Origin of the sequence: Pseudomonas sp. JR33AA (genome assembly GCF_021378985.1) — a bacterium.
GTDB classification, from domain to species: domain Bacteria; phylum Pseudomonadota; class Gammaproteobacteria; order Pseudomonadales; family Pseudomonadaceae; genus Aquipseudomonas; species Aquipseudomonas alloputida.
The window spans coordinates 1-26,294 of record NZ_JAJSAW010000009.1; the positions used below are offsets into that span (position 1 = coordinate 1).

The 26,294-nt window shown below is 61.5% G+C and carries 20 protein-coding genes and 1 pseudogene; 6 read left to right on the top strand and 15 right to left on the bottom strand.

What is annotated here, in order from left to right; translation table 11 throughout:
- From icmH to tssB, 7 genes and pseudogenes are all read right to left on the bottom strand, one after another.
- A partial coding sequence (gene icmH / locus LVS58_RS15815; protein ID WP_233691857.1) for a type IVB secretion system protein IcmH/DotU occupies positions 1-714 on the bottom strand: 714 nt, incomplete at its 3' end.
- Between the two features lies 1 nt (position 715).
- Positions 716-2,050 carry a type VI secretion system baseplate subunit TssK gene (gene tssK / locus LVS58_RS15820; protein WP_233691858.1) on the bottom strand — a complete coding sequence of 445 codons (1,335 nt, stop codon included), beginning with the start codon at positions 2,048-2,050 and terminating at the stop codon, positions 716-718.
- A gap of 142 nt (positions 2,051-2,192) precedes the next feature.
- Positions 2,193-3,209: a type VI secretion system baseplate subunit TssG gene (gene tssG / locus LVS58_RS15825; protein WP_233691859.1), complete on the bottom strand. Its 1,017-nt coding sequence runs from the start codon at positions 3,207-3,209 to the stop codon at positions 2,193-2,195.
- A complete protein-coding gene (gene tssF, locus LVS58_RS15830) occupies positions 3,173-4,939 on the bottom strand; it encodes a type VI secretion system baseplate subunit TssF (protein ID WP_233691860.1) in 1,767 nt (588 codons plus the stop codon). Before tssF ends, tssG begins: the two co-directional genes overlap by 37 nt.
- Positions 4,940-4,942: 3 nt before the next feature.
- Positions 4,943-5,353 carry a type VI secretion system baseplate subunit TssE gene (gene tssE / locus LVS58_RS15835; protein ID WP_233691861.1) on the bottom strand — a complete coding sequence of 137 codons (411 nt, stop codon included), beginning with the start codon at positions 5,351-5,353 and terminating at the stop codon, positions 4,943-4,945.
- On the bottom strand, positions 5,350-6,837 hold the full coding sequence (tssC, locus tag LVS58_RS15840) for a type VI secretion system contractile sheath large subunit (RefSeq protein WP_233691862.1): 1,488 nt from the start codon (positions 6,835-6,837) through the stop codon (positions 5,350-5,352). The genes tssE and tssC overlap by 4 nt, the downstream gene beginning before the upstream one ends.
- Before the next feature lie 17 nt (positions 6,838-6,854).
- Positions 6,855-7,358: pseudogene (gene tssB, locus LVS58_RS15845) on the bottom strand (type VI secretion system contractile sheath small subunit).
- A gap of 276 nt (positions 7,359-7,634) precedes the next feature.
- Between tssB and LVS58_RS15850 the strand changes: the two are divergent.
- Genes LVS58_RS15850 through tssM form a run of 3 tightly spaced genes read left to right on the top strand, consistent with a single transcriptional unit; the run spans position 7,635 to position 12,942 of the window.
- Positions 7,635-7,865 carry a type VI secretion system-associated protein TagO gene (locus LVS58_RS15850; protein WP_233691863.1) on the top strand — a complete coding sequence of 77 codons (231 nt, stop codon included), beginning with the start codon at positions 7,635-7,637 and terminating at the stop codon, positions 7,863-7,865.
- Positions 7,853-9,319 (top strand): type VI secretion system protein TssA, encoded by a 1,467-nt coding sequence (tssA, locus tag LVS58_RS15855; RefSeq protein WP_233691864.1) that lies wholly within the window; start codon positions 7,853-7,855, stop codon positions 9,317-9,319. The genes LVS58_RS15850 and tssA overlap by 13 nt, the downstream gene beginning before the upstream one ends.
- Entirely contained in the window at positions 9,316-12,942 is a 3,627-nt protein-coding gene (tssM, locus tag LVS58_RS15860; protein ID WP_233691865.1) for a type VI secretion system membrane subunit TssM, read from the top strand. Before tssA ends, tssM begins: the two co-directional genes overlap by 4 nt.
- Positions 12,943-12,992: 50 nt before the next feature.
- Here tssM and LVS58_RS15865 read toward each other — a convergent pair whose 3' ends face one another.
- A complete protein-coding gene (locus LVS58_RS15865; RefSeq protein ID WP_233691866.1) occupies positions 12,993-13,508 on the bottom strand; it encodes a DUF4880 domain-containing protein in 516 nt (171 codons plus the stop codon).
- Positions 13,509-13,954: 446 nt separating this feature from the next.
- Positions 13,955-14,254 carry a DUF6124 family protein gene (locus tag LVS58_RS15870; protein WP_003251328.1) on the bottom strand — a complete coding sequence of 100 codons (300 nt, stop codon included), beginning with the start codon at positions 14,252-14,254 and terminating at the stop codon, positions 13,955-13,957.
- A 130-nt stretch (positions 14,255-14,384) separates the two neighbouring features.
- Between LVS58_RS15870 and LVS58_RS15875 the strand changes: the two genes are divergently transcribed.
- Positions 14,385-15,038 carry a LexA family protein gene (locus LVS58_RS15875; RefSeq protein WP_233691867.1) on the top strand — a complete coding sequence of 218 codons (654 nt, stop codon included), beginning with the start codon at positions 14,385-14,387 and terminating at the stop codon, positions 15,036-15,038.
- A 102-nt stretch (positions 15,039-15,140) separates the two neighbouring features.
- Here LVS58_RS15875 and LVS58_RS15880 read toward each other — a convergent pair whose 3' ends face one another.
- Genes LVS58_RS15880 through LVS58_RS15895 form a run of 4 tightly spaced genes read right to left on the bottom strand, consistent with a single transcriptional unit; the run spans position 15,141 to position 20,699 of the window.
- Positions 15,141-17,093 (bottom strand): acetyl/propionyl/methylcrotonyl-CoA carboxylase subunit alpha, encoded by a 1,953-nt coding sequence (locus LVS58_RS15880; protein WP_233691868.1) that lies wholly within the window; start codon positions 17,091-17,093, stop codon positions 15,141-15,143.
- A complete protein-coding gene (locus LVS58_RS15885) occupies positions 17,090-17,905 on the bottom strand; it encodes a gamma-carboxygeranoyl-CoA hydratase (protein WP_233691869.1) in 816 nt (271 codons plus the stop codon). Before LVS58_RS15885 ends, LVS58_RS15880 begins: the two co-directional genes overlap by 4 nt.
- A gap of 3 nt (positions 17,906-17,908) precedes the next feature.
- Positions 17,909-19,516 (bottom strand): carboxyl transferase domain-containing protein, encoded by a 1,608-nt coding sequence (locus LVS58_RS15890; protein ID WP_004576464.1) that lies wholly within the window; start codon positions 19,514-19,516, stop codon positions 17,909-17,911.
- Positions 19,517-19,535: 19 nt separating this feature from the next.
- On the bottom strand, positions 19,536-20,699 hold the full coding sequence (locus LVS58_RS15895; protein ID WP_003251317.1) for an isovaleryl-CoA dehydrogenase: 1,164 nt from the start codon (positions 20,697-20,699) through the stop codon (positions 19,536-19,538).
- A gap of 323 nt (positions 20,700-21,022) precedes the next feature.
- On the opposite strand from LVS58_RS15895, the gene LVS58_RS15900 reads away from it, so the two are divergent.
- Complete coding sequence (locus LVS58_RS15900; protein WP_233691870.1) at positions 21,023-22,705, top strand: AMP-binding protein; 1,683 nt, start codon at positions 21,023-21,025, stop codon at positions 22,703-22,705.
- A 171-nt stretch (positions 22,706-22,876) separates the two neighbouring features.
- Here LVS58_RS15900 and LVS58_RS15905 read toward each other — a convergent pair whose 3' ends face one another.
- Positions 22,877-23,842 carry an RHS repeat-associated core domain-containing protein gene (locus LVS58_RS15905; RefSeq protein WP_233691871.1) on the bottom strand — a complete coding sequence of 322 codons (966 nt, stop codon included), beginning with the start codon at positions 23,840-23,842 and terminating at the stop codon, positions 22,877-22,879.
- Positions 23,843-23,966: 124 nt separating this feature from the next.
- Positions 23,967-24,128, bottom strand: coding sequence for a hypothetical protein (locus tag LVS58_RS15910; protein WP_162838450.1), 162 nt, complete (start codon positions 24,126-24,128; stop codon positions 23,967-23,969).
- Positions 24,129-24,267: 139 nt separating this feature from the next.
- Here LVS58_RS15910 and LVS58_RS15915 point away from each other — a divergent pair, with 139 nt between their 5' ends.
- Positions 24,268-26,286 carry an alpha-1,4-glucan--maltose-1-phosphate maltosyltransferase gene (locus LVS58_RS15915; protein ID WP_233691872.1) on the top strand — a complete coding sequence of 673 codons (2,019 nt, stop codon included), beginning with the start codon at positions 24,268-24,270 and terminating at the stop codon, positions 26,284-26,286.
- The last annotated feature ends 8 nt before the right edge of the window (positions 26,287-26,294 follow it).

The window sequence follows — 26,294 nt, forward strand, 5'->3', positions numbered from 1 at the left end:
ATTGGTGTAGGGGTCGCAGACCTCTTCGGGCGTGGGGCCGCGCAGTTCGCGGATGATCCCGTGCAGTTGGTGAATCAGTGCGTTTAGTGTTTCTTCGCCTTTCGGCGCGAGCGCGTACTTGCCCTTCAAGCCCAGGCACAGGGCGAAGTACATGAACTCCAGCACGTCCTGATAGCGCTTTGGCTCCTGCATCAGGCGGGAAAGCACGGTGAAGAATTTCTCCCCGCCCCAGGTTTCATCGTGGAAGATGCTGAGCAGCGGCTCGTGGCTCCAGCAGCTGCTTTTGCCCCAGGGCCGATCCATGACCGCTTCATCGATGTACAGGCACAGACCATAGGAGTACGCCAACAGCTGAGCGGGCTCATAGCCGTGCTGGCGTATTTCTTCCCGGATGCTGTCGATCTGAATACGTACTTGCTGATGCACATCTTTGATGTTGGGCAGTTCATCGAGCGTGCGCAGGCGCATGACCAAGCCGAACAAGGGCGCTGCGGCATCCAGCATGAGATTTGCGCAGCCACCCCTGAGCTGAAAGTCCGGGTCTGCGGGGTAGCCCTGACAAGCAGGTTCTGGTGTCTGCTGCTCTGCAGATGCAGAGGAGGCCGCAGGTTCGGGTGCGGGTGCGTCGTTGGGCAACGACTTCTCAAGCATCGACTGCAAATCCGTTTCCGCAACGTGCTTCGCGTCGTTGAGGGTAGGGTCACTTGTTTCCATATCATTCACCCCTGATCGCCCAGAACTGCAGCTCAAGCCCTGGGAACTCACCTGCAATGTGGAAGCCGAAGCCGTTGGCCGTCTTCATGCAGGCCCAGGCGGGGTCACGGCGGTCCAGTTCGAAGTAGCTGAAGCCCGCATGGAAGGGCAGGTCGCGTGGTGCGACCGGCAGGGGCAGCAGCGGGATGCCCGGCAGTTGCAAAGGCACCAGGTCATTCAGGGATTCGAGTGAGGTGACCTTGGCTTTCTGTATGAACATCTGGCGCAAGGTCTGCGGCGGCAGGTTGGCGCGCACGGCGACGATGAAATCGGCTTCATCGATCAGGCGCCGGTCTTCCAGCGTGGTTGTCATCACGCCGAAGTCCAGGGTCTCCAGCGGCAGTGACACGGCGCGGGGTTGCAGGACCGTGCTCAGGGCGCGACGCAGGGTGTCTTCCAGGGGCTTGAACGAGGTACGCAATGCGGTGTGGTGGTAGGCCGGGTATTCCTGCGGCAGCCGGTTCTCGTCGGTGAAGGTGACGAATTCGCCACACGCCTGGCTCATGCACAGGTACAACTGCTCCGGGTGCGTTTGTCCTTGCCTGGCCAGGTGATTGAAGCAGGGCCACCAGCGGTTCATGGCCTGCAGCAGGTTGAAGTCGCGGATGTCGGCGATACCCGACTGGCCCGAAGCGCCAATGCGGGCGGCAAGATTGCGCGCACGCTCGCGCAGGGTGTTGGTGATTTCTTCAAGGTAACGCTGAAGGGCCGGCACTGCTCGCACCGAAACGCTGGTGGGGTAGAACGTTTCATCCAGCTGCAGGCTACCGTCGGGGCGCCGCTCCAGGATACGAGCCACTCCCAGGCGGGTGTAGGCACTGCTGTCATCGGCTTTACGTTTGAGCTGCAGGTTGGGCACGGCCAGGTCGACCTGCACCAGGTCACCGTCGGCGCTGTGGGTATCCTTGATCTCCTCGGCCTGAGCGTTGTAGCGGAAGTTGGCGGCATTGTCGGGCCAGCTGACTTCGCGGCCACCCTCGGTACGCAGCGGCAAGCACAGGAATATCTCGCTGTCTTTCGAACCGTCGTCCTTGATCTCCAGGGGCGGCGGCGGCAGGTCGGCAGGAATATCGAACACCGTGCCATCGGGCATGATGCCGCGCGCCTTGGTGATGGCGACCTTGCCCAGGCTAAGGTATTCGTTGCTCAACTGCAGTTCGCTGAAGCCGTAGAAGGCCGCGTTGAGGCTGCCAAGGCGCTGGTGCAAGGCCGCTTCACTGGCCCGCGCAGCTTGTTGGAAATGTTGCGGTTTGACGAACAGGCCTTCGGGCCACAGAACGGGGTTACGTGAACTCATGGGCGCTCCGTGTCAGCGTGAGTAAGGGGGATAGGGTGCAGAGGCGCTATCATTTCTCCTCCTTGAGCAGGATCTGCGGGTCATTGGCCAGCACCGAGTGAATGATCTGGTGGCCCCGCATCAGCCAGCGCATCGAACGCGCTCATGCGCGCCCCCGGAAGCGGACAACGGGGCTGATCTGGCCATTGTGGTCATCGACAAAGCTGGTCCAGCCCAGGTAGACGCCTTGGCTGCGGTGCAGGCAGAACGGCGACAGTGCGTTTTGTTTCAGGCGCAGCTCCAGGTCATACGCCAGGCCGTCGCGCAACAGAACATCAATCAGGGCGCGCAAGCGACCGAAGTTGATGCCGCTGGGCAGCAAGCCGTGTAGCTGCGCCAGGTCGAGCTCGTTGATGACGATGGTGAACTTGCTGCTGCGGGTGCGGGTGCGGCTGCCGACCATGAACGTGCTGCCAAGCTCGCCGTTGCTGCGCCCAAGGCTTACAAGCTGTTTGCGTTTGATGGCGACCGAGCGCGTCTCGAATTCGCGGATCTGCACGTGCGTCAGATCGAAGCAGTGGGCGATGATGCCGGCGACGGTACCCGGTGCGCGGCTGCGGCTGGCGATCACCCCGGCAAAGCTGAGCAGGCGGCTCCAGGGCAATGTCGTGTCACCGCGCTGCTGTTTGTCGTTCAGCCCGAGCAGGGCAAACATGTACTGGGAAAAACCGTCGCGCGCACCGGGTTGAAAACGGATGTAATAGCGGTATTTGCGCCAGATCCGGTGCAGCAGGCTGAGCAGGTAATGGTTGAAGAAGTCGAAAAAGGCCGGCCGCACGCCTACACCCTGGGCATGTTCATACGCCACCTGCTCCAGGTAATAGGTGGGCAAGGGCGAGTCGGTACCGTGCAACCCCATGAACGTGGTGCACACGCGATAGCGCGCATCCTCCCCGGGCATCCGCTCGGCCTTGTACACGTCACAGACGGGAAAGCTCAGGCGCGGGTCGCTGGCCAGCCGCACGCGCAGCCGGGTGGCTTCATCCGCCCAACGCGGTTCCAGGTCGTCGCCGTGCAGGCCATGCAACCGCTCCAGCAACTGGAAGAAGTTGTACTGGTGTGCATTGGCGAGCAGCTTGTCGGCTAGATCAGCGGTTGCTTGCCGGTCTGGATGGGCCATGTGTAGTGCTCGTTGTTGGTGGTGTTGATCACTTCCAGCTGGTGGAAGGAATTGATGCTGGCGTACAGGGCGAAGAAGTGCGCGAGCACGCAGCCGAACAGGTAGAGGTCGCCCTCGCACAGGAAGGCCGCCTGGTCCAGCTTCAGTTGGGTGTGCAGGCCGCGAATGGGCTGCCCCTTGATCAGCCAGTCCATGGGCTGGGTGTGGATCTCGCGGATACCGTCGAGGCGTTTGCGGGTAGTGCGCGCCTGCTGGATGTCGTGCAACGCTGCGAAGTCGTAGGTGCGGATAACCGCCTTGAGCGGCTCGACCGACAGCAGCGACAGGTAGTTGAGCGACATGTTGGAGATCAATGCCCACTGCAACTGGCCATCCAGCACGGGCCGGTAGGGGCGGGTGGGGGCGCAGATGTTGGTGTAGGTCGCCAGGGGCGGCGTGACTTCGGTGATGACGTTGATGTCATCCACACCCAGTGCCAGCGGCAAGTCCCTGTTGGTGCAGGTCAGGTCGATGGATGCCGTTTCAAGCTCGCCTATGTAGCTGTTGGCATCGGCGCGGACGAAGGCGATGCGGTGGGTCACGCCATCGCCGCGCAGGGACTCTTCGAGTTGGTAGCGGTAGTAGAGCGCCGTGCGGCCTTGGACATGCTCGATTTCGTGGGCGAACGATTCGAAAGGGCGAAAAGTCCGTAGGTGCTCACCGGTACTTCCGTCAGTGGTCGTTCGGGTGCTGATGACTTCATCGACACTGAATATTTCGTAGGCAGACTGCTCCTCGCTTCTGGGCTTTAGCTCGACCTGGGCCGCCTCGCTGGCCAGGTCGATGGGCTCGGCACTGTGCTTGAACAGGTTCACAGCCGGGGTGCAGAACAGGCTGAAGTCTTCTGTACCGACGCGCAGGGGTTCTGGCAGTTGACGCGTAAAATGGAACTCGATGCCCACCTGCTGGGCGGCTTGTGCCGGCCACAGCTTTTCCAGGCCGGTAATGCTGAAGAAGTGGAAGCGCTTCGGGAACACGAAGTATTCCTGCAGAATCCGGTAGCCATCGAACACGTTCTGCGGGTAGGGCAACAAGGCCTCCTCAGGGCTGAAACCCGGAAGCGCGATGCTGTTGGCCGGTAGCCGGCGCACTTCGCCGTCCATGATCACGCTGACGTGTTCGAGGTATTGGGAAATCCAGAGATAAAGCGTCAGCGCGGTGCGGTTATCGCCGCTCAGGTGGAAGTCCAGACGGGCGCAGCCCAACGTATTCAGTGGCCGTTCGACCAAGGTTTGCAGGCCGATGCGAACCACAGAACTGTCGAGTGTCTGGGTTGCGCTGACGGCGCTGATTTCGAACGGATGAATGCTCACGCCCGTGCAGGTACGAAACTCGCAGGGCACGGCGTCCACGGGCTTCGAGAACAACCTGGCACCTTTGGGGATGTGCTGTGACTGGCTGAGCGATTGTTTGCGTGGCGAGAATTGGATGATCGTGGCGCTGGGCAACGGGCGCAGGTAGTTGGGCCACAGTATCTGCAGCATGGGGTGGGTGAGTTCTGGCAGGTCATCTTCCAGCTTCAGCCGAAGCTTGGCCGTTAGAAACGCAAAGGCTTCCATCAACCGCTCGACATCGGGGTCGCTGCCCGCCTTGCCCAGCAGCCGGGCAAGCTGGGGGTTGTCCTTGGCGAAGTCGTTTCCCAACTCGTGCAGGTAACGCAGTTCTTCGCTGAATCTGTCCTTCAGTGACATGGGTCACCTCACTCGGGTGTAGCGGTTGTGTCCGTTTACCAGCAGTTCCAGCTGCAACTGCTCTGCCTGGTTGTTGACCTGCACCTGGCAGTCGAGCCTGAAATGCAGTTCCAACGGGGCGTGACAATCCGGTACCGCTTTGAGCGCGCGCACGTGGATGCGCGGTTCAAAGCGCTGGAGAGTACGGCGGATATCGGCGCTCACTTGCTGCAGCAGGTCGCCGCTGCTGACGTCATGCCCGTTGAAGTCGCGCAGGCCCAGCTCGGGGCTGCTCTGGGAGCAACCTTGGCGAGCGTTCAGCAACGTTTCGAGGTGGCGCTTGATGGCCGCGAACTTGTGCGAAGCGTTTTCCTGGCGCGACGGCTCCCGGGCGGCGGACGGGTCCGCCATCAAGCGATCGAAGAAACCACTCATTGCGTGTCGAGCCGGCCTACCAGGGAAATTTCGAAGTTCGCGCCCATGTACTTGAAGTGCGGGCGCACGGCGAGCGAGACCTGGTACCAGCCCGGATCACCCGCCACGTCCGAAACCTCAACCCTGGCAGCACGCAGCGGCCGACGGCTGCGCACATCGGCAGAAGGGTTTTCCTGGTCGGCGACGTACTGCTTGATCCATTTGTTGAGTTCGGATTCAAGGTCCCGTCGCTCCTTCCAGCTGCCGATCTGTTCGCGCTGCAACACCTTGATGTAGTGGGCCAGGCGATTGACGATGAACAGGTAGGGCAGTTGGGTGCCGAGCTTGTAGTTGGTCTGTGCCTGCAGGCCTTCGGGTGTCCTGGGGAAGTTTTTCAGCTTCTGCACCGAGTTGGCCGAGAAGAACGCGGCGTTGTCGCTGTCCTTGCGCATGGTCAGGGCGATAAAGCCCTCTTCGGCCAGCTCGAATTCCTTGCGGTCGGAAATCAGTACCTCGGTCGGAATCTTGGCCTGCAACTGACCCAGCGATTCGTAGAGGTGCACCGGCAGGCCCTCGACGGCACCGCCTGATTGCGGGCCGATGATGTTGGGGCACCAGCGGTAGCGGGCAAAGCTGTCGTTGATGCAGCTGGCCAACAGGAAGGCAGAGCTGCCCCACAGGTAATTGTCATGCCGGCCGTTGATGTTCTCATCGTAGTTGAAGCTGCTGATCGGCTGGTCCTGGTGGTGGTAGGCGGAGCGCAGCATGAAGCGCGGCCCGGTCAGCGCGGTGTGGCGGGCATCTTCGCTCTCGCGGAACGCGCGCCACTTGGCATGCCTTGGGCCGGCGAAGATGTCTTTGATTTCCTTCAGATTGGGTAGCTCTTCGAAGCTGCTCAGGTTGAAGAACTCCGGGGAGGGTGCCGCAATGAAGGGCGCATGCGACATGGCACCGACGGACGCCATGTAGCTCAGCAGTTTGATATCAGGCGAAGAGGGGCCGAAGTGGTAGTTGCCTACCATGGCCGCGACCGGCTCGCCACCGAACTGGCCGTAACCGGCGGTGTAGACGTGTTTATAAATACCACTGCAGGTAATGTCCGCGGCGTTCTCGAAGTCATCGAGCAAGTCTGCCTTGCTGACATGCAAGACTTCGAGCTTGATGTTCTCGCGAAAGTCCGTGCGGTCGACCAGAAGTTTGAGGCTGCGCCACGAGGATTCAAGTTGCTGGAATGCGGGGGCATGCAGAATGGTATCCATCTGCTTGCTGAGGACCCGATCCAGCTCGGCAATCATCTGGTCGACACGGTGCTTGTCGATTAATTGATCTGGGTCATGACTTTGTAGAATGTCGGCAATGAAGGCGGATACACCCTGCCTGGCCACTTGGTAACCCTCTTGTGTGGGAACCAACTTGGTCTCTGCCATGATCTGGTCGAGCAAAGTGGCATGGCTGAGTGTTTCGGCCTGTGTTTCAACTGTGACAGTTGTGTTTGGCTTTGGCATGTGGACGCTCCGTTGTCTCAGTCTGCTTTTGGCGCTTCAAGCACCAGGTCCAATTCTTGCGCGAGTTGCCTGCGGGCCTGCGCGTCGTTCAGGAAATGCTGCAGCTGTTTGCGGAAGGTGGGCACGTTGCCCATCGGGCCTTTCAGGGCGACCAGCGCTTCACGCAGCTGCAGCAGCTTGTGCAGCTCGGGCACCTGGCGTGCGATGCGGTCTGGCCCGAAGTCCTGGATAGACTTGAATTGCAGGTTGACTGCCAGCGCTGCATCCGGCGTAGCGTCAAGCGCGGAGGGCACCTACATGACCAGGCTCACATCGGCGTCGTTCAACACGTTGTTGAAGGTGTGTTTATCGATGCGCATGACCTGACGGTCTTCGAGGGCGCGGCTGTCATCGAGGCCGAAGTCACCCAGCACCATCATCTTGTGCGGCAGCTCTACCTCGGCCTGCTCGTCACCGGTCGCGGGCACATATTTGATGTTGATGCGTTCTTTGGGCGCAACGGAGCCGGAGGGTTTAGTCATGGTTAAATATCTTTTCTAATGTAGGGTTTATATGTAGGGCGTTTCCTACAAGTAAGGCTTGCGTGTTAAACATAAGATAAACATGTTCCCTGTGGTTTGAGTTCCACATTGCGTAAAAACCATGCGCTTGATAATTGCCGAGCGTCGAGTTCGAATATGTAACAAAATAATTTCTTGAAGCGAGTTGAGTTTATGGACTAGCCTCTTTTTCAATATTGATGTGGCTGGGTTAGTGCTGGCGCATGTGTACTATTTGAGCGGGGGCGTTAAGCTGAGATGATTATTCGTTATGCAGGTGGCGTCGCACTTTCATTGCTGTTTTTGTTAATGCCTGCCTTAACCCGCGCCTCGCAGGATTGCCCACGGATCGTGTCCAATATCAAGCAATTGACCGGGGCCAATCGCCTTCACGTGGAGAGCGACCACCCGGCCGTTGATGGCCTCGTTTTCGACGCTCAGGGGCTGGACCCGCTTATCGACGAGGCGCGCAAGACATGTCGCTGGTAGCTGAGGTGGAGGCGCACGCAATCACACGGTTGCTCGCACCCATTGATAACCAGGTGCCGGCGGGGCTGTTCGATGTGGAAGACGAAACCTACCAAGCCATTGACCAGGAGATGGTCAAGCTGGGTGGGCTGCAGGAAGCGTCTATCGACTGGGCCTACATCGAAGAGGCCTCTGTTCAGTATCTGGAGCGACAGTGCAAGCATCTGCGGATCGTCGCGCACTTGAGCGTTGCGTGGCTGCGCAGCGGTTGCTGGGAGCGCTGGGGGTTTACCTTGGCGTTGCTGGGCGCAATGATCGAGCACTATTGGGAAACCGCTCATCCATCGCCTGGCCCGAAAGGCTTCCTGAACAAGCGCAAGGTCGTTGGCCTGGTGCTCAATCGCTTGATCGATGCGCTGCCGCGCCTTGATCGTTTCACGTACACCCCGGCCCACGCCGCAGCGGCGAAGCGTGCATTGGCCCGTTTGATACGTCAGCAGGAAGCGGCCCAGCTTGATCCGGCTGTCCTGGGCGAGCTGGAGCGCCTGTTGTGCAAACACACGGCGCTTGCCAACGGTATTGGCGAGCGCGATGCGCCCAAAGCCCCGGTGGAGAGCCCCCAACCTGCGCCGCTGGCTGATGTCATCGCCACGCCGAAACCACGCCTGTCGATCGGTAACGAGCGCGAGACGCGCCGAGCCATATTGAGCATGGCCGAGCTGATCAACCAGCAGGACCCTTACGACCCGACCGGGTACCAACTGCGTCGCTTCGGTCTGTGGGCCCACATTCAGGCCGCACCGCAAACCCAGCAGGGCAACCGTACAGAGTTGATGGCAGTGCCGCGGGATATTGCCAGTGAGTACGAGGAGGCCATCGCCGGCACCGCCATCGACGCGGCGTTGCTGCAGCGGGTTGAAAAGAGTGTGACGGCTTCTCCCTTCTGGATTCGCGGCAGCTTCCTGGCCGCAACCGCCGCGTCCCGGCTGGCGATGGGCGAAGTGGCTGAGGCCATCCGTGCGGCGACCGCTCGTTTCGTGCTGCGTATGCCTGCGCTGCAGCAGCTGTGCTTCAGCGACGGTCGGGTGTTTGTCGACGACCAATGCCTGGCCTGGCTCAGACGGGCAGACGGGCAATCCGAGCAAGCTGGAGCTTCCCAAGAGTTCACCAGCCTTCGCGAAGAACTGGTCAGCCAGCTGGAAGGCGGCGGCGTGGAACCGGTGTTGCTAAGGCTGCAGGAGATGCAGGCCGATTTTCGAGCCCCTCGCGAGCGCTGTCATACCACCGTCATCGCAGCCGATCTGTTGGCCGCACGCGGCGTGTCCTGGTTAGCCCAGGACCTGTGCGCCGGGGTAGCGCGAACAATGCAGCAAACCACCGCCAGCGACTGGGAGCCCGAGGTATTTCAGCGGCTTCAACAATACGCGTCATCCCACGTACTGGCTGATCAGTACAAGGAGCAGGAGCCTCGATGAATCAACTCTGGAAGCACCTCAAACGTTGGGGCTGGCCGCTGATGACCCGTATCGGTCTGGCAATGCCGCTGCTACTTGGGCTTGGCGCTGTGCTGATGCTGGTCGCCATCTGGTGGCTTGGCCCGCAATGGACGTGGCGCGATCAGCAGCCGTTGGCCAGTGTGGCACATCGCAGTGTGGTTAGCCTGATGTTCGTGTTGGTGGCGCTGTTGTGCTGGTTGGTCGTCCTGAGAGCGCGCTTTCGGCGCTTGCAAGCGGAACGGCAGCAGGCAATGGCCGCCGAGCTGGATTCGGCGCAACCGTTCGTTCATGCACAAGAGAAGGCGTTGAGCCAAGCGCTTGCGCGCTACCTGGACAATGCCGGTGGGCGTCGCGCGCTGTACCGATTGCCGTGGTACCTCGTGCTGGGCGCCAGGCAGTCCGGCAAGAGCAGCTTTATTGACAGCACCGATCAATGTTTTTCGTTGACCCGTATCGACAAGGCCCAGGCACGAGGCCGGCCAGCGCAGGCGCTCGCCTACCCCGTGGGATGGTGGATCAGCAATGATGCGGTGATCATTGACCCGCCCGGTGCCTTTATCAGCCAGAACGGCCCCGTAGATTCGCGCAGCAATGACGCCACTGACGCCGAATCCTCGGTACCGTCTGGCACCCAGGCCAAACTGTGGCAGCATCTGTTGGATTGGCTGCAGCGCAACCGAAGCCAGAGAGCCCTCAACGGCCTGGTGCTGGTTGTCGACCTGCCCGCGCTACTGCACGGGACCGTCGAGCAACGCACGGCACTTGCCCACCTGCTGCGCACGCGTCTTTACGAGGCGAGCAGCCAGTTGGGCTCGCGCTTGCCGCTGTATGTCGTGTTGAGCAAATTCGATCTGCTGGACGGCTTCGACCCGTTCTACAGCAAGCTTTCGGCCGCCAAGCGCAACAGCCTGTTTGGATTCACCTTCAAGCTGGATGCAGTCGACACCTTCGACGCCTGGCTAGGCGAGTATGGTGAACATTACGATCGGTTGCTGGAGCAGCTGTTCGAGCAGGTGATCGATCAGCTGGACGTGCAGGGTAGCCCCGCGTCGCGTTCCCGGCTCTACTCACTGCACAGGCAGTTGCTCGGGTTGCGCCCAATACTGCTGGGCTTTTTGCGCGAGACCTTGGCAAGTGACCGTTTCACCACCCCGGCGTTGGTGCGCGGCGTGTATTGGTCGTCAGTGGTACAGCACGGTGACGTGCGCAACGCCTTTGTCCGCGAGGCGGCGCAGCCTTACACGACCAGCCTCCCCTTGCTTGAGGGCAAGACGCAGGGCAAGGCGTTGGCCTATTTCATTCAACAGGCCTTTGGACGGGTCATCTACAAAGAGGCCGGCCTTGCCGGCGACAACGTCAGGGTGGCACGGCGCAAGCGCCAATTGCTGTGGATGGGGTGTTCTGTAGGCGTTCTGGGCTTTTGCGTCGCCATCGCCAGCTGGCATCGTTACTTCGACATCAATGGCGTCAAGGCTGCCAGCGTGCTGGCCCAGAGCCGGGAGTACAGCCATCACGAAGTGGATCAGCGTCTGGACCCGACCGGGCGCAACTTGCTGGAGCCGCTGGACCAGATCCGCGATGCGGTAGCCGTGTTTGGCGACTACCGCGCTGCGTGGCCCGGAGTTGCTGATCTGGGGCTGTACCAGGGCCGTGCCATCGGGCCGACCGTGGATGAGGCGTACCTCAGCTTGTTGTCCAGGCGCTTCTTGCCTGCATTGGCCAGCGGCGTGATCGATGCCATGGATGCGGCGCCCCCCGGCAGCGAGCAGCAAATGGGCGCGCTGCGGGTTTACCGGATGCTTGAGGACCGGCGCAACCGCCGAGCGGAATGGGTCGAGGACTGGATGGCGCGACAGTGGCAACAGGCCTTCCCCGGCCAGGGGCAGCTGCAACGTGACCTCATGCAGCACCTGAAGTATGCCCTGGCCTACGCGGATACCGACCTGCCGCAGTATCGCCAGCGTGTCAGTGACGTGCAGCAGACCTTGCGCAAGGTGCCGTTGCCACAACGCGTGTATGCGGGCCTGAAGCAGCAGGCCCAGGAGCAGTTGCATGCCGGTCTGGACCTGCGTCATCAGGTGGGGCCTGCGTTCGATGTCGTTTATCAGCCGTCTTCCGGCTCGAGCCAGGGCGACAATGGTGTCTTGCTGGCGCCCATGCTCACCGCCAAAGGCTTCAGGGAGTACTTTGAACCGCGTAGTCAACGCTTTACGGAAATGGCAATGATCGACCAGTGGGCACTGGGGGAACGTGCTCAACTGGACTACTCCGACGCCGACCAGGCTGCGCTGAACGAACGCCTGCGCAATCTGTACAGCGCCGACTACATCGACAGCTGGCGCCGCGCCTTGAACGCATTCACCGTGGCGGATTTTCGGGACCTGGACCATGGTGTCACGGTCCTTGAACAGTTGGCCGGGCCAGCGGCGCCGTTGCACCGATTGCTGGAGACGGTTCGCGACAACAGTTCGCTGTTATCGCCGGTGAATGTTGGCGTGGCGGATGAAGCCCCGTCGCTTGTATCGGTCAACAGCAGGCCCGAGCAACAACAGGCGCTGGCTATCCAGCGGGCGTTTGCAGGCTTGAGCGCCATGTTGCACGCTGCAGGCGAAAAACCGAGTTACTACGATGAAACGCACGCAGCCATAGCCGCCGTCCACGACTATGCCAAGGCGGTACAGGGTAGCCCAGACCGCGGCAAGGCCGCGCTGCACGCGGTGCATCAGCGCTTTTCAATGACCGGGCACGACCCCATCGGCACCTTGCTACGCGTCGCCACTGGCTTGCCGGAGCCCATCAATCATCACGTCAGAAAGGTGGCAGATCAAACGGCGCAAGTGCTGAACGTTGAAGCGCTGCGCGAGCTGGAGCGGCGGTGGGATGCTGAAGTCTACAGCTTCTTTCAGCAGCGCCTGGCAGAGCGCTACCCATTCGTAGTCAGGGCACCCGACGCTTCGCTGGAAGACTTTGAAGCGTTCTTCGGGCCGAATGGGCGACTGCAGCAGTTCCAGGATCAATACCTGAAGCTTTTCCTCAAGGACAATCTGGAAGCCTTGCAGACGGGTGTGCAGGAGCGTTCCCTGATCCGTGCCGATGTGATCGAGCAACTGGAACTGGCCGATCGCATCCGCGAAACGTTCTTTGATCAGCGCGGTAACCTCAGCGTGCAGTTCAGCATCGAGCCGTTGGGGCTCAGTGCAAATCAACGCACCAGCCTGCTGGATCTGGATGGTCAGCTGATTTCCTACACTCACGGCCCAAGCCAGATCACCGGCATTGTCTGGCCCAATACCTTGGGGCAACACGTGCGCAGCAACCTGACCCTGCTCAGGCAGAACGGCAATAGCAGCAGCCTGGAGTATCGAGGACCTTGGTCGATGTTCCGCCTGCTGAGCCGCGGTATGCTCAATGGGCGTACGGCAACCAGCGTGGACCTGAGCTTCAAAACGGGTGATGGGGTGATGCGTTACCGGCTGAACGCGGAAAAGGCCTTCAACCCAATTACTCAACAACCGTTCAAAGGCTTTCGGTTGCCCCGAGGGTTGTTGCAACAGCCAGCCAAGGTGGCATTGGTCGAACAGGCGGATGTGCCTGTCATGTAAGCAGGAGGCGGTGCAAAAGGCGGGGAAGTACAGGCATGCTCAAGCGCTGATCAAGCCCAGAACCCAACCAGCACCAACGCCGCCACACCCAGCCCTACCGCAACCGAGCAGCCACCCAGTGACAGCGCCGCTCGGCCTTGCCGATACCAGCCGTCCTGGCCCAATTGCCGTGCCGGCGCCAGCAGGCTGCGCCACCGCAGTTCCGTATCGTGGAACGCCTGCAAGTTCGCTGCATCGGCATCCAGCCAGCGGCGGAAGTCGATCCGCTCGCACGCTGTCACCTGCGGGCTCTGCAAGCGCACATACCATTGCCCGGCCACGCTCGCCAACACATCCCGGTGCGAGCGGCCCGCCTGCAGCGCCTGGCCCATGTTGCGCTCGATACTCGCCAGTGGCAGGTCAAGGCGCACAGCAATGCTGGCGAAGTCCAACTGATCGAGGCGGTTGAGCAGGAATACTTGCTGTACGCGCCGCGGTAGCCGCTTCAGTGCATGCAGCAGGGCATCGTCGGCATCGTGCTCGGCAGCAGGAGTGGGGTGCTCAAGGGGCAGCAGCAGACGGGTCATGGACAGCTCCTTGCTCTACGAAGGGGGGAAGGGGGCATCTTCCTTGATGCGGAAACAGCGTAGGTGAAACGAGATTGATTCTCAAGTGCTGATTCCGCAAAGTTTTGTAACGAGCGTTCACGCCCTGAAACACCTTTGCTATCATGCGCGCCATCACGATCTTCATTAGCCTGAAGAGCCAAAAAAAAGACCCGGCAAAAAGCCGGGTCAAAAACCGTGATTAGCCTGATGAGGAGATAATCTGAGAGCGACCTAAGCTTTCAGGTTATCCAGCAGATCTCGCGATCAGCTGAGTGCAATAATAATCGTTATCATTTGCCAGTCAAATGAATTTTCGCTAATCCGGTAAAAAAGTTTTACCGGCGCGCTTCCTTGTCCCGGCAATCGGGGCCTTTGCCGTTACTTGGCTATCACGTTCTCTCCCTTCTTTTTGTCTATCAATTCGGTCACTCGGTGCGTTTGTGCTCCAGCAGTGCGCGAGCCATGTCCATCATGTGCATCAACGCGAACGTCAGTTCACGCTGGCTGCCGTGCTGGTGGGTGGCGGTTTCCTGGGCAGTGGCAGCAGCGCAGCGCAGTAGGGCGATGGCGTGTTCCTGGGCCTGGTCGCCGGTTACGCCTTCGTGCAGGGTCCAGATCCTGTTGTCCAGGGTGGGCCGCGGCGGGTTGGGATTGAGGTAGTAGTCGAGCGCGCGGCGAGCGGCTTCGCTGTCGAGATCTGTTTCGTCGTTTTTCGATGGTTTCATGGCAATACCTGCTGATGTCCCTTCAAGCACACTGGAATCACAGAATAGGTCAAGCTGTACTATAAAGTGCCAAATAAATAATTCAGATTGTGTATTGCAGCAGTTAATACAGTCCGTATTGTTGCCGCTCATGGAAAACTGGAACGCATTTCTCAAGCGCTACAAGCGCGAACATAACCTCAGTCAGCTCCAACTGGCCGAACGCCTGGGCATGACGCAGGGGGGCGTGGGACATTGGCTGCGTGGCACGCGTCGGCCGACGCTGGAAACCATCAATGAAAAGCTGGAGAAGCTTGGGCTGGTGTTTCTGGAGGCCCAGGTCATGGTGGTCGAGCGCGACATCGTGCGTGAAGCGCAAGGGCACTATACGGCCGAGCAGCCGGTTTCGGCCGAGGCGCTGCTCTATGCCAGCTTCCGCTTCCCGGTGCTGAGTTGGGCTGACCTGCAGGGGCCATTGCCTGAAACGAGCACGTCCCATGAGCAGACGGACTATATGCCCGCCGGCAATGCGTTCTGGCTGGTGGTGGAAAACGACTCGATGAACGCGGCCAGTGGCAAGAGCGTGCCCGAGGGCATGCGCGTGCTGGTGGATACCGGGCTGGAGGCACAGCCCGGCAGGTTGGTCATTGCACGGCAGCCGGGGCGCCCGGCGGTATTGCGGCAGTTGGTCGAAGAGGGTGGGGACAAGATGCTCAGGCCACTGAATACGCGCTATCCGACGGTTTTGTGTGAAGAAGGATGCGCGTTTCTGGGAGTGGTGGTGCGGGTACATGGGGCCTTTTGAATGGGGTTGAGTGGGTGATGGGGCTGGAGGGTGCAAGTCTTGGGTTTTGGGGCGGCGCTCGATCTCGAAGGCGCCCCAAAACTCAAGCCAAGCCCCCCCGCCTCACTCAGCCAGTTCGACCAGCACAGTCCCTTCGCTGACCATATCCCCCTCCAGGCAGAACAGCGCCTTCACCGTGCCGGCATGCGGCGCACGAATGCTGTGCTCCATCTTCATGGCCTCCAGTACCACCAGCGCAGTACCGGCTTCCACCACCTGGCCAGGTTCGACCAGCACCCGCACGATACTGCCGTTCATGGGCGCACCCATCCCACCCTGATGGCTGTGGTTGGCTTCAGCCTCGGCAATCGGGTCGAAAGCTTCGATGGCATGCATTTCACCATCCCAGTGCAGGTACAGCGTGCCACCCCGACGGATTGCCAGATGCTGGCGACGCACGCCGTTCTGGTCATGCACCAACTGCTCACCCTGCAGCTGCCAGGTAGAAGCAGCGCTGCGTTCCAGGGCCACTGCCTGATCTTGCCCAGCACTCACCAGATGCAAGCTGCTGCGTGCCGGCAGGCCCAAGCGCAGGCCGTTACGCCCGCCCCAAGGCGAATGGCGGTCGTCTTCGCGCTGATGCGCCCCCTGGCCCTGCAGCCACGCCTCTGCGGCCGCTTCCCAGAAGGTTGCCGGCAATGCTTGCGGCGCAGGCAGCAGAACTGCCTGATGACGCGGAATGAAGCCGGTATCCAGCTCCGCCGCAGCAAATGCCGGGTGAGCGAGAATGCGGCGCAGGAAGGCGATGTTGGTCTTCAATCCACCAATGGCAAACTCGTCGAGCATGGCCAGCAAGCGCAGGCGTGCCTGTTCGCGGTTTTCACCCCAGGCAATCAGCTTGCCCAGCATCGGGTCGTAGAACGGCGACACCACATCGCCTTCGCTGACCCCACTGTCCACCCGCCGGCCTTCGCCAGGCGCCGATTCACGGTACAGCGCCAATTTGCCGGTCGCGGGTAAAAAATCGTTGGCCGGGTCTTCGGCATACAGGCGGACTTCGATGGCATGGCCGATCAGCGGCACCTGTTCCTGTGTGATCGGCAGGGCTTCGCCGCAGGCCACGCGAATTTGCCAGGCAACAAGGTCCAGGCCGGTAATGGCTTCGGTGACCGGGTGTTCCACTTGCAGGCGGGTATTCATCTCCATGAAGAAGAATTCGCCGCGGGCATCCAGCAGAAACTCTACTGTGCCAGCGCCCACATAGCCGATGGCTTTCGCCGCGCGCACAGCGGCCTCGCCCATGGCCTGGCGCAGTGCTGGCGAGAGGCCGGGGGCGGGGGCTTCTTCGACCACCTTCTGGTGGCGGCGCTGGATCGAGCAGTCGCGCTCATTGAGGTACAGGCAGTTGCCGTGCTGGTCGGCGAACACCTGAATCTCCACGTGGCGTGGCTTGAGCACGTACTTTTCCACCAGCATGCGCGCATCGCCGAACGACGACTGGGCTTCACGCTGGGCCGAGGCCAGGGCGTCGGCCAGTTGGCTTTCTTCCTCGACCACTTTCATGCCCTTGCCACCGCCGCCAGCGCTGGCCTTGAGCAGCACCGGGTAGCCGATGCGCTCGGCCGCGGCGCGGAAGGTGTCCAGGTCCTGGGCCTCGCCATGGTAGCCCGGTACCAATGGCACGCCGGCTGCTTCCATCAGCGCCTTGGCTGCCGATTTGCTGCCCATGGCGTCGATGGCGCTGGCCGGTGGGCCGAGGAAGATCAGCCCCGCCTGCTCGATGGCGCGGGCGAAACCTGCGTTCTCGGACAAAAAGCCATAACCTGGGTGGATGGCCTGGGCGCCGCTGGCCTTGGCTGCGGCCAGCAGCTTATCGACCAGCAGGTAGCTTTCGGCTGCCTTGCTGCCGCCCAGGTCGACGCGGATGTCGGCTTCGCGGCAGTGCCGGGCGTCACGGTCGGTGGCGCTGTGCACGGCAACGGTGGTCAGGCCCATGGCCTTGGCGGTACGCATCACCCGGCAGGCGATTTCGCCGCGGTTGGCGACCAGCAGGGTGGTCAAAGCGGGGCGGCTCATGGGCGCGGCTCCTTCTTGTCATCGGTTTGCCAGGCAGGGCGGCGTTTTTCCAGGAAAGCGCGCAGGCCCTCCTGGCCTTCGGCGCTGACGCGGATGCGGGCGATGGTGTTTTCGCAGTAGCGGCGCAGGGCCGGGCTGAGTTCGCCGTCGTCCACTTCTCGCAGCAGGTCCTTGGTGACGCGCAACGCTTGTGGGCTGTTCTGCAGCAGGTTGCTTACCCAGGCCTCGACCTGGTCGTCCAGTTCGCTGGCCGGGTACACCTCGGCCAACAGGCCCAGCTCGCGGGCGCGCACGCCAGTGAAACGCTCGGCGGTGAGGGCGTAGCGGCGCGCGGCGCGTTCGCCAATGGCCTTGACCACGAACGGGCTGATCACTGCCGGGGCCAGGCCGATGCGCACTTCCGACAGGCACAGCTGGGCGTCTTCGGCGCCGATGGCCATGTCGCAGCAGCTGATCAGGCCCAGGGCGCCGCCGAAGGCTGCGCCTTGCACCACGGCCAGGGTCGGGGCCTTGAGGCGGTGCAGGGCGTACATCAGCTCGCCCAGTTCGTGGGCATCATCCAGGTTGGTGTTGAAGTCCAGTTGTGCCGACTGCTGCATCCAGGCCAGGTCGGCACCGGCGCTGAAGTGCCGGCCACGGCCGCGCAGCAGCACAAAGCGCAGGCTGGCGTCTTCGGCCAACTGGTCGATGGCCACGATCAGCTCGCGGATCATCTGCGCGTTGAAGGCGTTGTTCTTGTCCTCGCGGCTTAACCACAGGGTGGCAAAGCCGCGTGGGTCGCGGATCACTTCGAGGGTGCTGAAATCGCTCATGGGTCACATCCGGAAAATGCCGAAGCGGCTCTGTTCGATCGGCGCGTTCAGCGCGGCGGACAACGCCAGGCCGAGTACATCGCGGGTCTGTGCCGGGTCGATGACGCCGTCGTCCCACAGGCGGGCGCTGGAATAGTAGGGGTGGCCCTGACGTTCGTACTGGTCGAGGATCGGCTGCTTGAGCCTGGCCTCATCCTCGGCACTGAAGGGCTGGCCGCTGCGTTCACTTTGCTCGCGCTTGACCTGGGCCAGCACGCCGGCGGCCTGTTCGGCGCCCATCACGCCAATCCGCGCGTTGGGCCACATCCACAGGAAGCGCGGGTCGTAGGCGCGGCCGCACATGCCGTAGTTGCCGGCACCAAAGCTGCCGCCGATGATCACCGTGAACTTCGGCACCTGGGCGCAGGCCACGGCAGTGACCAGCTTGGCGCCGTGCTTGGCGATGCCGCCTTCTTCGTATTTCTTGCCCACCATGAAGCCGGTGATGTTCTGCAGGAACAGCAGCGGGATACCCCGCTGGCACGCCAGTTCGATGAAGTGCGCACCTTTTTGCGCGGCTTCGGCGAACAGGATGCCGTTGTTGGCGAGGATCGCCACCGGGTAGCCGTGCAGGTGGGCGAAGCCGCACACCAGGGTGGTGCCAAACAGTGCCTTGAATTCATCGAACACCGAGCCATCGACCAGGCGGGCGATCACCTCGCGCACATCGAACGGTTGCTTGGCATCGGCCGGCACCACGCCGTACAGCTCATCGGCCGCATACAGCGGCGCCACGGGTGCCAGGCGTTGTAGCTTGCCCTGCTTGTGCCAGTTGAGGTTGGCCACGCTGCGCCGGGCCAGGGCCAGGGCATGTTCGTCGTTGTCGGCATAGTGGTCGGCCACGCCGCTGGTGCGGCAATGCACATCGGCGCCGCCCAAATCTTCGGCGCTCACCACTTCACCGGTGGCGGCTTTTACCAGCGGCGGGCCTGCAAGGAAGATGGTCGCCTGCTGGCGCACCATGATCGCTTCGTCGGCCATCGCCGGCACGTACGCGCCGCCAGCGGTGCACGAGCCCATCACCACGGCGATCTGCGGGATGCCTTGCGCGCTCATGTTGGCCTGGTTGAAGAAGATGCGCCCGAAATGCTCGCGGTCGGGGAACACTTCGTCTTGGCGCGGCAGGTTGGCGCCGCCGGAGTCCACCAGGTAGATGCACGGCAGGCGGTTCTGCAGGGCGATGGTTTGTGCACGCAGGTGCTTCTTCACCGTCAGCGGGTAGTACGAACCGCCTTTTACCGTGGCGTCGTTGGCCACGATCATGCATTCCACGCCTTCCACGCGGCCGATGCCGGCGATCACGCCCGCCGCTGGCACGTCTTCGCCGTACACCTCATGGGCGGCCAACTGGCCGATCTCAAGGAACGGCGAGCCCGGGTCCAGCAGGCGGTCGATACGCTCGCGCGGCAGCAGTTTGCCACGCGAGGTATGCCGTTCCTGGGCCTTGGGCCCGCCGCCTTGGGCAACCTGGGCAAGCAGGCCGCGCAGGGCCTGGACCTGTTCGAGCATGGCCGCGCTGTTGACGGCAAATTCTGCCGAACGCGGGTTGATCTGGGTGTGCAAGGTAGCCATGTGCGCCCGTCCCTTATGTTCAGCGGGTTTCGTTGAACAGTTCGCGGCCGATCAGCATCCGGCGGATTTCGCTGGTGCCGGCACCGATTTCGTACAGCTTGGCGTCGCGCAACAGGCGGCCAGCTGGGAATTCGTTGATATAGCCATTGCCGCCAAGAATCTGGATCGCCTCCAGGGCCATTTGCGTAGCACGCTCGGCGGTGTACAGGATCACGCCGGCAGCGTCCTTGCGGGTGGTCTCGCCACGGTCGCACGCCTGGGCCACGGCATACAGGTAGGCGCGGCTGGCATTGAGCTGGGTGTACATGTCGGCAATCTTGCCCTGGATCAGCTGGAACTCGCCGATGCTCTGGCCGAATTGCTTGCGGTCGTGGATATACGGCACCACCAGGTCCATGCAGCTTTGCATGATGCCGGTCGGGCCGCCGGACAGCACCACACGTTCGTAGTCCAGGCCGCTCATCAGGACGCGCACGCCGCCGTTGAGTTGGCCCAGAATGTTCTCTGCCGGCACTTCCACGCCATCGAAGAACAGCTCGCAGGTGTTGGACCCACGCATGCCCAGCTTGTCGAACTTGTTGCTGCGGCTGAAGCCCTTCCAGTCACGCTCGACGATGAACGCGGTGATGCCGTGCGCCCCCTTGTCCAGGTCGGTCTTGGCGTAAATCACGTAGGTATTGGCATCGGGGCCGTTGGTGATCCAGGTCTTGCTGCCGTTGAGCACGTAGTGATCGCCGCGTTTTTCTGCGCGCAGCTTCATCGACACCACGTCGGAGCCCGCATTGGGCTCGCTCATGGCCAAGGCGCCAATGTGCTCGCCGCTGATCAGCTTGGGCAGGTACTTGAGCTTCTGCTCGTGGGTGCCGTTGCGGTTGATCTGGTTGACGCACAGGTTGGAATGGGCACCGTAGGACAGCGCCACCGAGGCTGAGCCACGGCTGATTTCTTCCATCGACACCACATGGGCCAGGTAGCCCAGGCCAGCGCCGCCGTACTCTTCCGGTACGGTGATGCCCAGCAGGCCCATGTCGCCGAACTTGCGCCACATGTCGGCGGGGAACAGGTTGTCGTGGTCGATCTGCGCGGCGCGCGGGGCCAGTTCGGCGGCGACGAAGGTGCGGACCTGGTCGCGGAGCATGTCGATGGTTTCGCCCAGGGCGAAGTTCAGGGAGGGGTAATGCATGCTGGGGCACCTTCTTGTTCTTGGAAATTGGGTAACACGGTAGCTCAAGGGCTATCCGCTGACCCCTGTAGGAGCGGGCTTGCCCGCGAATGCGTCAGCAGGACCACCGTCATTGCCTGGTGATCGCATTCGCGGGCAAGCCCGCTCCTACAAGGGTCGGCGTCATGCCGGAGGTTCCGGTATCGTTCATCACCTTTACGTTAACGTAAACCTGCGGCGAGGCACTGTCAATCCACTCGTCACCTTTACGTAAACGTAAATCTGCGCCAGAGTATTCCCGCTTGCTTCAGCCGTGCCCAAAACAACCACAAGAAGGGACACCCATGAGTCAACCGAGCTATACCCGCGGTCGCCAGGACCGACCCTTGCTGACCCAGACCATCGGCCAGGCCTTCGATGCCACCGTGGCCCGCTGTTGCGACAGCGAGGCCCTGGTGTCCCGCCACCAGGGCCTGCGTTACAGCTGGCGGCAGCTGGCCGAACAGGTCGAAATACACGCCCGCGCCCTGATCGCACTGGGCGTGAACACCGGCGACCGTGTTGGCATCTGGTCGCCCAATTGCGCACAGTGGTGCATCTTGCAGCTGGCCAGTGCCAAGGTCGGCGCCATCCTGGTCAACATCAACCCGGCCTACCGTGTGGGCGAACTGGAATATGTGTTGCGTCAGTCCGGCTGCCGCTGGCTGGTCTGCGCCGAAGCCTTCAAGACGTCTGATTACCACGCCATGGTGCAGGCGCTGGTGCCTGAACTGGTCAGCGCCCGGCCTGGTGAGCTGGCCAGTGAATGCCTGCCCGAGTTGCGTGGCGTCATCAGCCTGGCCGCCAACCCGCCTGCCGGCTTCCTGCCCTGGCACGCATTGGCTGAGCGGGCAGGGCAGACGCCTGCCGAAGCCTGCACAGTCCGCCAGCAGAGCCTGCAGTTCGACCAGCCGGTAAATATCCAGTACACCTCCGGCACCACCGGTGCGCCCAAAGGTGCCACGCTCAGTCACTACAACATCCTCAACAACGGTTTCATGGTGGGTGAAAGCCTTGGCCTGACGGCCCGCGACCGTATGGTGATCCCGGTGCCGCTTTACCATTGCTTCGGCATGGTCATGGCCAACCTCGGCTGCATCACCCACGGCAGCACCATGATCTACCCCAACGATGCTTTCGACGCCGAACTTACCTTGCGCGCCGTGGCCGAAGAGCGCGCCACCATCCTCTATGGCGTGCCGACCATGTTCATCGCCATGCTCGATCACCCAGCGCGTGGACACATGGACCTGTCGACCCTGCGCAGCGGCATCATGGCCGGCGCCACGTGCCCGATCGAAGTGATGCGACGGGTCATCGACCAGATGCACATGGCAGAAGTGCAGATCGCCTACGGCATGACCGAAACCAGCCCGGTGTCGCTGCAGACCGGCCCGGACGACGACCTGGAGCTGCGCGTGACCACCGTCGGCCGCACCCAGCCGCAGCTGGAAAACAAACTGGTGGACACCGACGGCTGCATCGTCGCCCGCGGTGAGATTGGCGAGTTGTGCACCCGCGGTTACAGCGTGATGCTGGGCTATTGGGACAACCCCCAGGCCACGGCGGACGCCATTGACCCGGCCGGCTGGATGCATTCGGGTGACCTGGCGGTGATGGACGAGCAGGGCTATGTGCGCATCGTCGGGCGCAATAAGGACATGATCATTCGCGGCGGCGAGAACATTTACCCGCGTGAGCTGGAAGAGTTTTTCTACACCCACCCGGCGGTGGCCGATGCGCAGGTGATCGGCATTCCGTGCAGCCGCTATGGCGAAGAGATCGTCGCCTGGATCAAGCTGCACCCGGGGCACAGCGCCACGGTCGAGGAACTGCAGGGCTGGTGCAAGGCGCGCATTGCCCACTTCAAGGTGCCGCGGTACATCCGCTTCGTCGACGATTTCCCGATGACGGTGACGGGGAAGGTGCAAAAGTTCCGGATGCGTGAGATCAGTGTGGCGGAGATTGCGGCTGCATCTGCGGGTTGATGTGCTGGCGCGGCCGGCCTCTTCGCGGGTAAACCCGCTCCTACAGGGACAGCGCTACTTGCAAGGTTGGCGCAATCCCTGTGAGAGCGGTTTTACCCGCGAACGGCTGGAACGGTCAATACACATTCAGCGCCGTGCACAGCTCGCTGGCAACTTCGGCAACCTTAGCCTTCAGCGCCTTACTTTTGCGGATTGAATGACTGGCGCGGACACATTGTTCATCTCGGGAAGCGCTTCTGGGTAATACGTCACCGGGCCAGCGTCCAGATACTTTTCAGGGGTCAGCATCATGTGCATAACGGGACGAGACTCAAGCGCATCCTTTCTCAGATTGAGACGCCCCGTAAAAGCGATCACGGGTTTTTGCGTAATATTGGCGAATTGTTGAGCAAACGAAACTTCAGGGAAGCCGGGGCCGTTGGTGCCAGCGCTTGCGCCTCCGTGGCAGTTGGCTAAAAGAACAGGCCCGTCCAGGAGTTCGATGTTGTGTTGATAGAGGCGCTTTGCAAGCTTGTGCGGGCTTAAGCCGCCAAGCCGATGACCGTTTCCATGCCCCCATATCCAGGTCATATTATTATTCGTGCTTTTTTGGGTCTGGCCCGAAAAGACAATCACGTCACTGAAAGGTTTTGCCGGCGTTTTTCCAAAAGTGATAAAGCTGGAGGTTGCGTCAAGTTTATGTGTGATGAATTTTCCAATGCCGCGTCCCGTTGGGTCGTCATAGTTTACCGGGTCACCTGATACAAATGCGTAGCAATTGATTCCGCCATAATCGAATGGACTGAATCGATCTGGGCTGTTAAACCTCATCAGAGTGGGGTTGTACAAGCGATACCCTTTGCCAAGCAGATAGCAGACTGTGACCTCGTCACATCGTTCCCCCTTGAATGCCGCTGGTAATCCGACCTTGGGTACGCTGTATCCATAGGCAGTAAATTTTAACGGCTGGGTGCGCGATGGGCCTGAATACCAGGCAGCTGTATGTTGAGAGTCAATTGCAATTAATGCTAAATCCTCTCTCTCACGGTCTGCAGCCTTCACGGCTAACGCGTTTCGCTGGTATTGCAGCACGCTAACTTTACTCAATGCGTTTATCGTCGTTACACAAGGCCAGCCTTGATAAAAGTACCAGTTCATTAAGTTCAGAACCTTTATGAGGACGGTAGTGCTACAGAGCAGCGAATTTGGGGCTACACGACGAAGGTAGCCCCGAAATACTGACAATGCGACTGGCAGAATTACCAGGTTGCGTGGTCTACCCTTAAGCCTTCACCGGTGGCTCCTGGCTCGGCGGGTCGCCCACCGTTGGCGGCATGGTTGGCTTGATCGGCAGCTCGTCCGGGTCTTCTTCCGGTACGGGTGGCGGCAAGCTCGGGTCGTCGATATTGGGATCGGGGGTTTCCGGTGGAATAGGAATGTTCATGGCCTGACCTCGCGTGGGTGAGTGAAGAGGTACTGTAGGCTCTGACCGCTGGCAGCTGCCGTTCGCTCAATTATTTTGAACCCCCCGCCTGTGCCCGGCTCTGAACCCTTACCGCCACCAGCCTGAGGGAGCAAGGTCGATGTCACGAAACGAGCCCTTTGAAAGCGTGCCCATGGCGAACGATCACCCGGACCAGGCCATTAGCCTGGCCCAGGCGCTGTTGGCGCCACGCATTGTGATCGAAGACACCCAACCCGTGCTCGACGCCGGCAGCTTCGCCGCCAAGGCCGTCAGCGGCCAGCCTGTGACAGTCAGCACCAAGGCCTACAGCGACGGCCACGACCGCCTGGCGGTCATGCTCAACTGGCGCCAGGCGCACAGCCGGCGTTGGCATTGCGTGCCCATGCAGTCGCCGGGCAACGACCTGTGGCTGGCCGAATTCACCCCTACCGAGCTGGGCCCGCACCTGTTCAGTATCGAGGCCTGGATCGACCCGTTTGCCACCTATTGCCACGATCTGGAGAAGAAGTACCACGCCGGCGTCGAGGTAAAACTGGAGCTTGAAGAAGGCCGTTTGATGCTGGGTAAAGGCATCGAGCTGTGCAGCGGCGCCCTGCGCGAGGCACTCGAGGCCCTGCAGCATCGCCTGCCCGCACTCAATACCGACGACCAGGTGGCCTTGTTTCTCGACCCGACCACCGCCCGCCTGATGGGCGAAGCCGAACACCGCAGCTACCTGACCCGCAGCCCTGAATTCCCCCTTGATGTCGACCGCCCGGCCGCCCTGTTCGCCAGCTGGTACGAGCTGTTCCCGCGCTCGATAACCGACGACCCGCAGCGCCACGGCACCTTCAACGACGTGCACGAGCGGTTGCCGATGATTCGCGACATGGGCTTCGACGTGCTGTACTTCCCGCCCATCCACCCCATCGGCCTGCAGCATCGCAAGGGCCGCAACAACGCCCTCAAGGCCGAACCGGGCGACCCGGGCAGCCCGTATGCCATCGGCAGCCCGGAAGGCGGCCACGAGGCGATCCACCCGCAACTGGGTAGCCGCGATGACTTTCGCCGTCTGGTGGCTGCGGCAGCGGAGCACGGCCTGGAAATTGCCCTCGATTTCGCCATCCAGTGCTCCCAGGACCACCCTTGGCTCAAGGAGCACCCGGGCTGGTTCAGCTGGCGCCCGGACGGCACTATCCGCTACGCCGAAAACCCGCCGAAAAAGTACCAGGACATCGTCAATGTCGATTTCTATGCGCCGGAGGCCGTGCCCTCGCTGTGGCTGGCCCTGCGCGACGTGGTGGTGGGCTGGGTCGAGGAGGGCGTGAAGACCTTCCGCGTCGACAACCCGCACACCAAGCCGCTGCCGTTCTGGCAATGGCTGATCGCCAATGTGCGCAGCCAGCACCCCGACGTCATCTTCCTCGCCGAAGCCTTTACCAAGCCGGCGATGATGGCGCGGCTGGGCAAGGTCGGCTACGCACAGAGCTATACCTATTTCACCTGGCGCAACCACAAGCAGGAGCTGCGCGAATATTTCGAGCAGCTCAACCAGCCGCCGTGGAGCCAGTGCTACCGGCCCAACTTCTTCGTCAATACACCGGATATCAACCCGTTTTTCCTGCACACCTCAGGCCGCGCAGGTTTCCTTATCCGTGCGGCGCTGGCGACCATGGGGTCAGGGTTGTGGGGCATGTATTCGGGCTTCGAGCTGTGCGAGGGCACACCGTTGCCGGGCAAGGAGGAGTACCTGGATTCGGAAAAGTACGAAATCCGCCCACGCGATTTCACCCAGCCCGGCAACATCATCGCCGAGATCGCCCAGCTCAACCGCATCCGCCGGCAGAACCGCGCCTTGCAAACCCACCTGGGCGTGGCCTTCTTCAATTGCTGGAACGACAACATTCTGTACTTCGCCAAGCGCACGCCTGAGCGGGACAACTACATCCTGGTGGCCATCAGCCTCGACCCGCACAACGCCCAGGAGGCGCACTTCGAGTTGCCACTGTGGGAGCTGGGGCTGGACGACAACGCCGAAACTCATGGTGAAGACCTGATGAACGGCCACCGCTGGTCGTGGTACGGCAAGACCCAATGGATGCGCATAGAGCCCTGGCACCTGCCGTTCGGCATCTGGCGCATCGAGAAAGCCCGTTAACAAGGCTC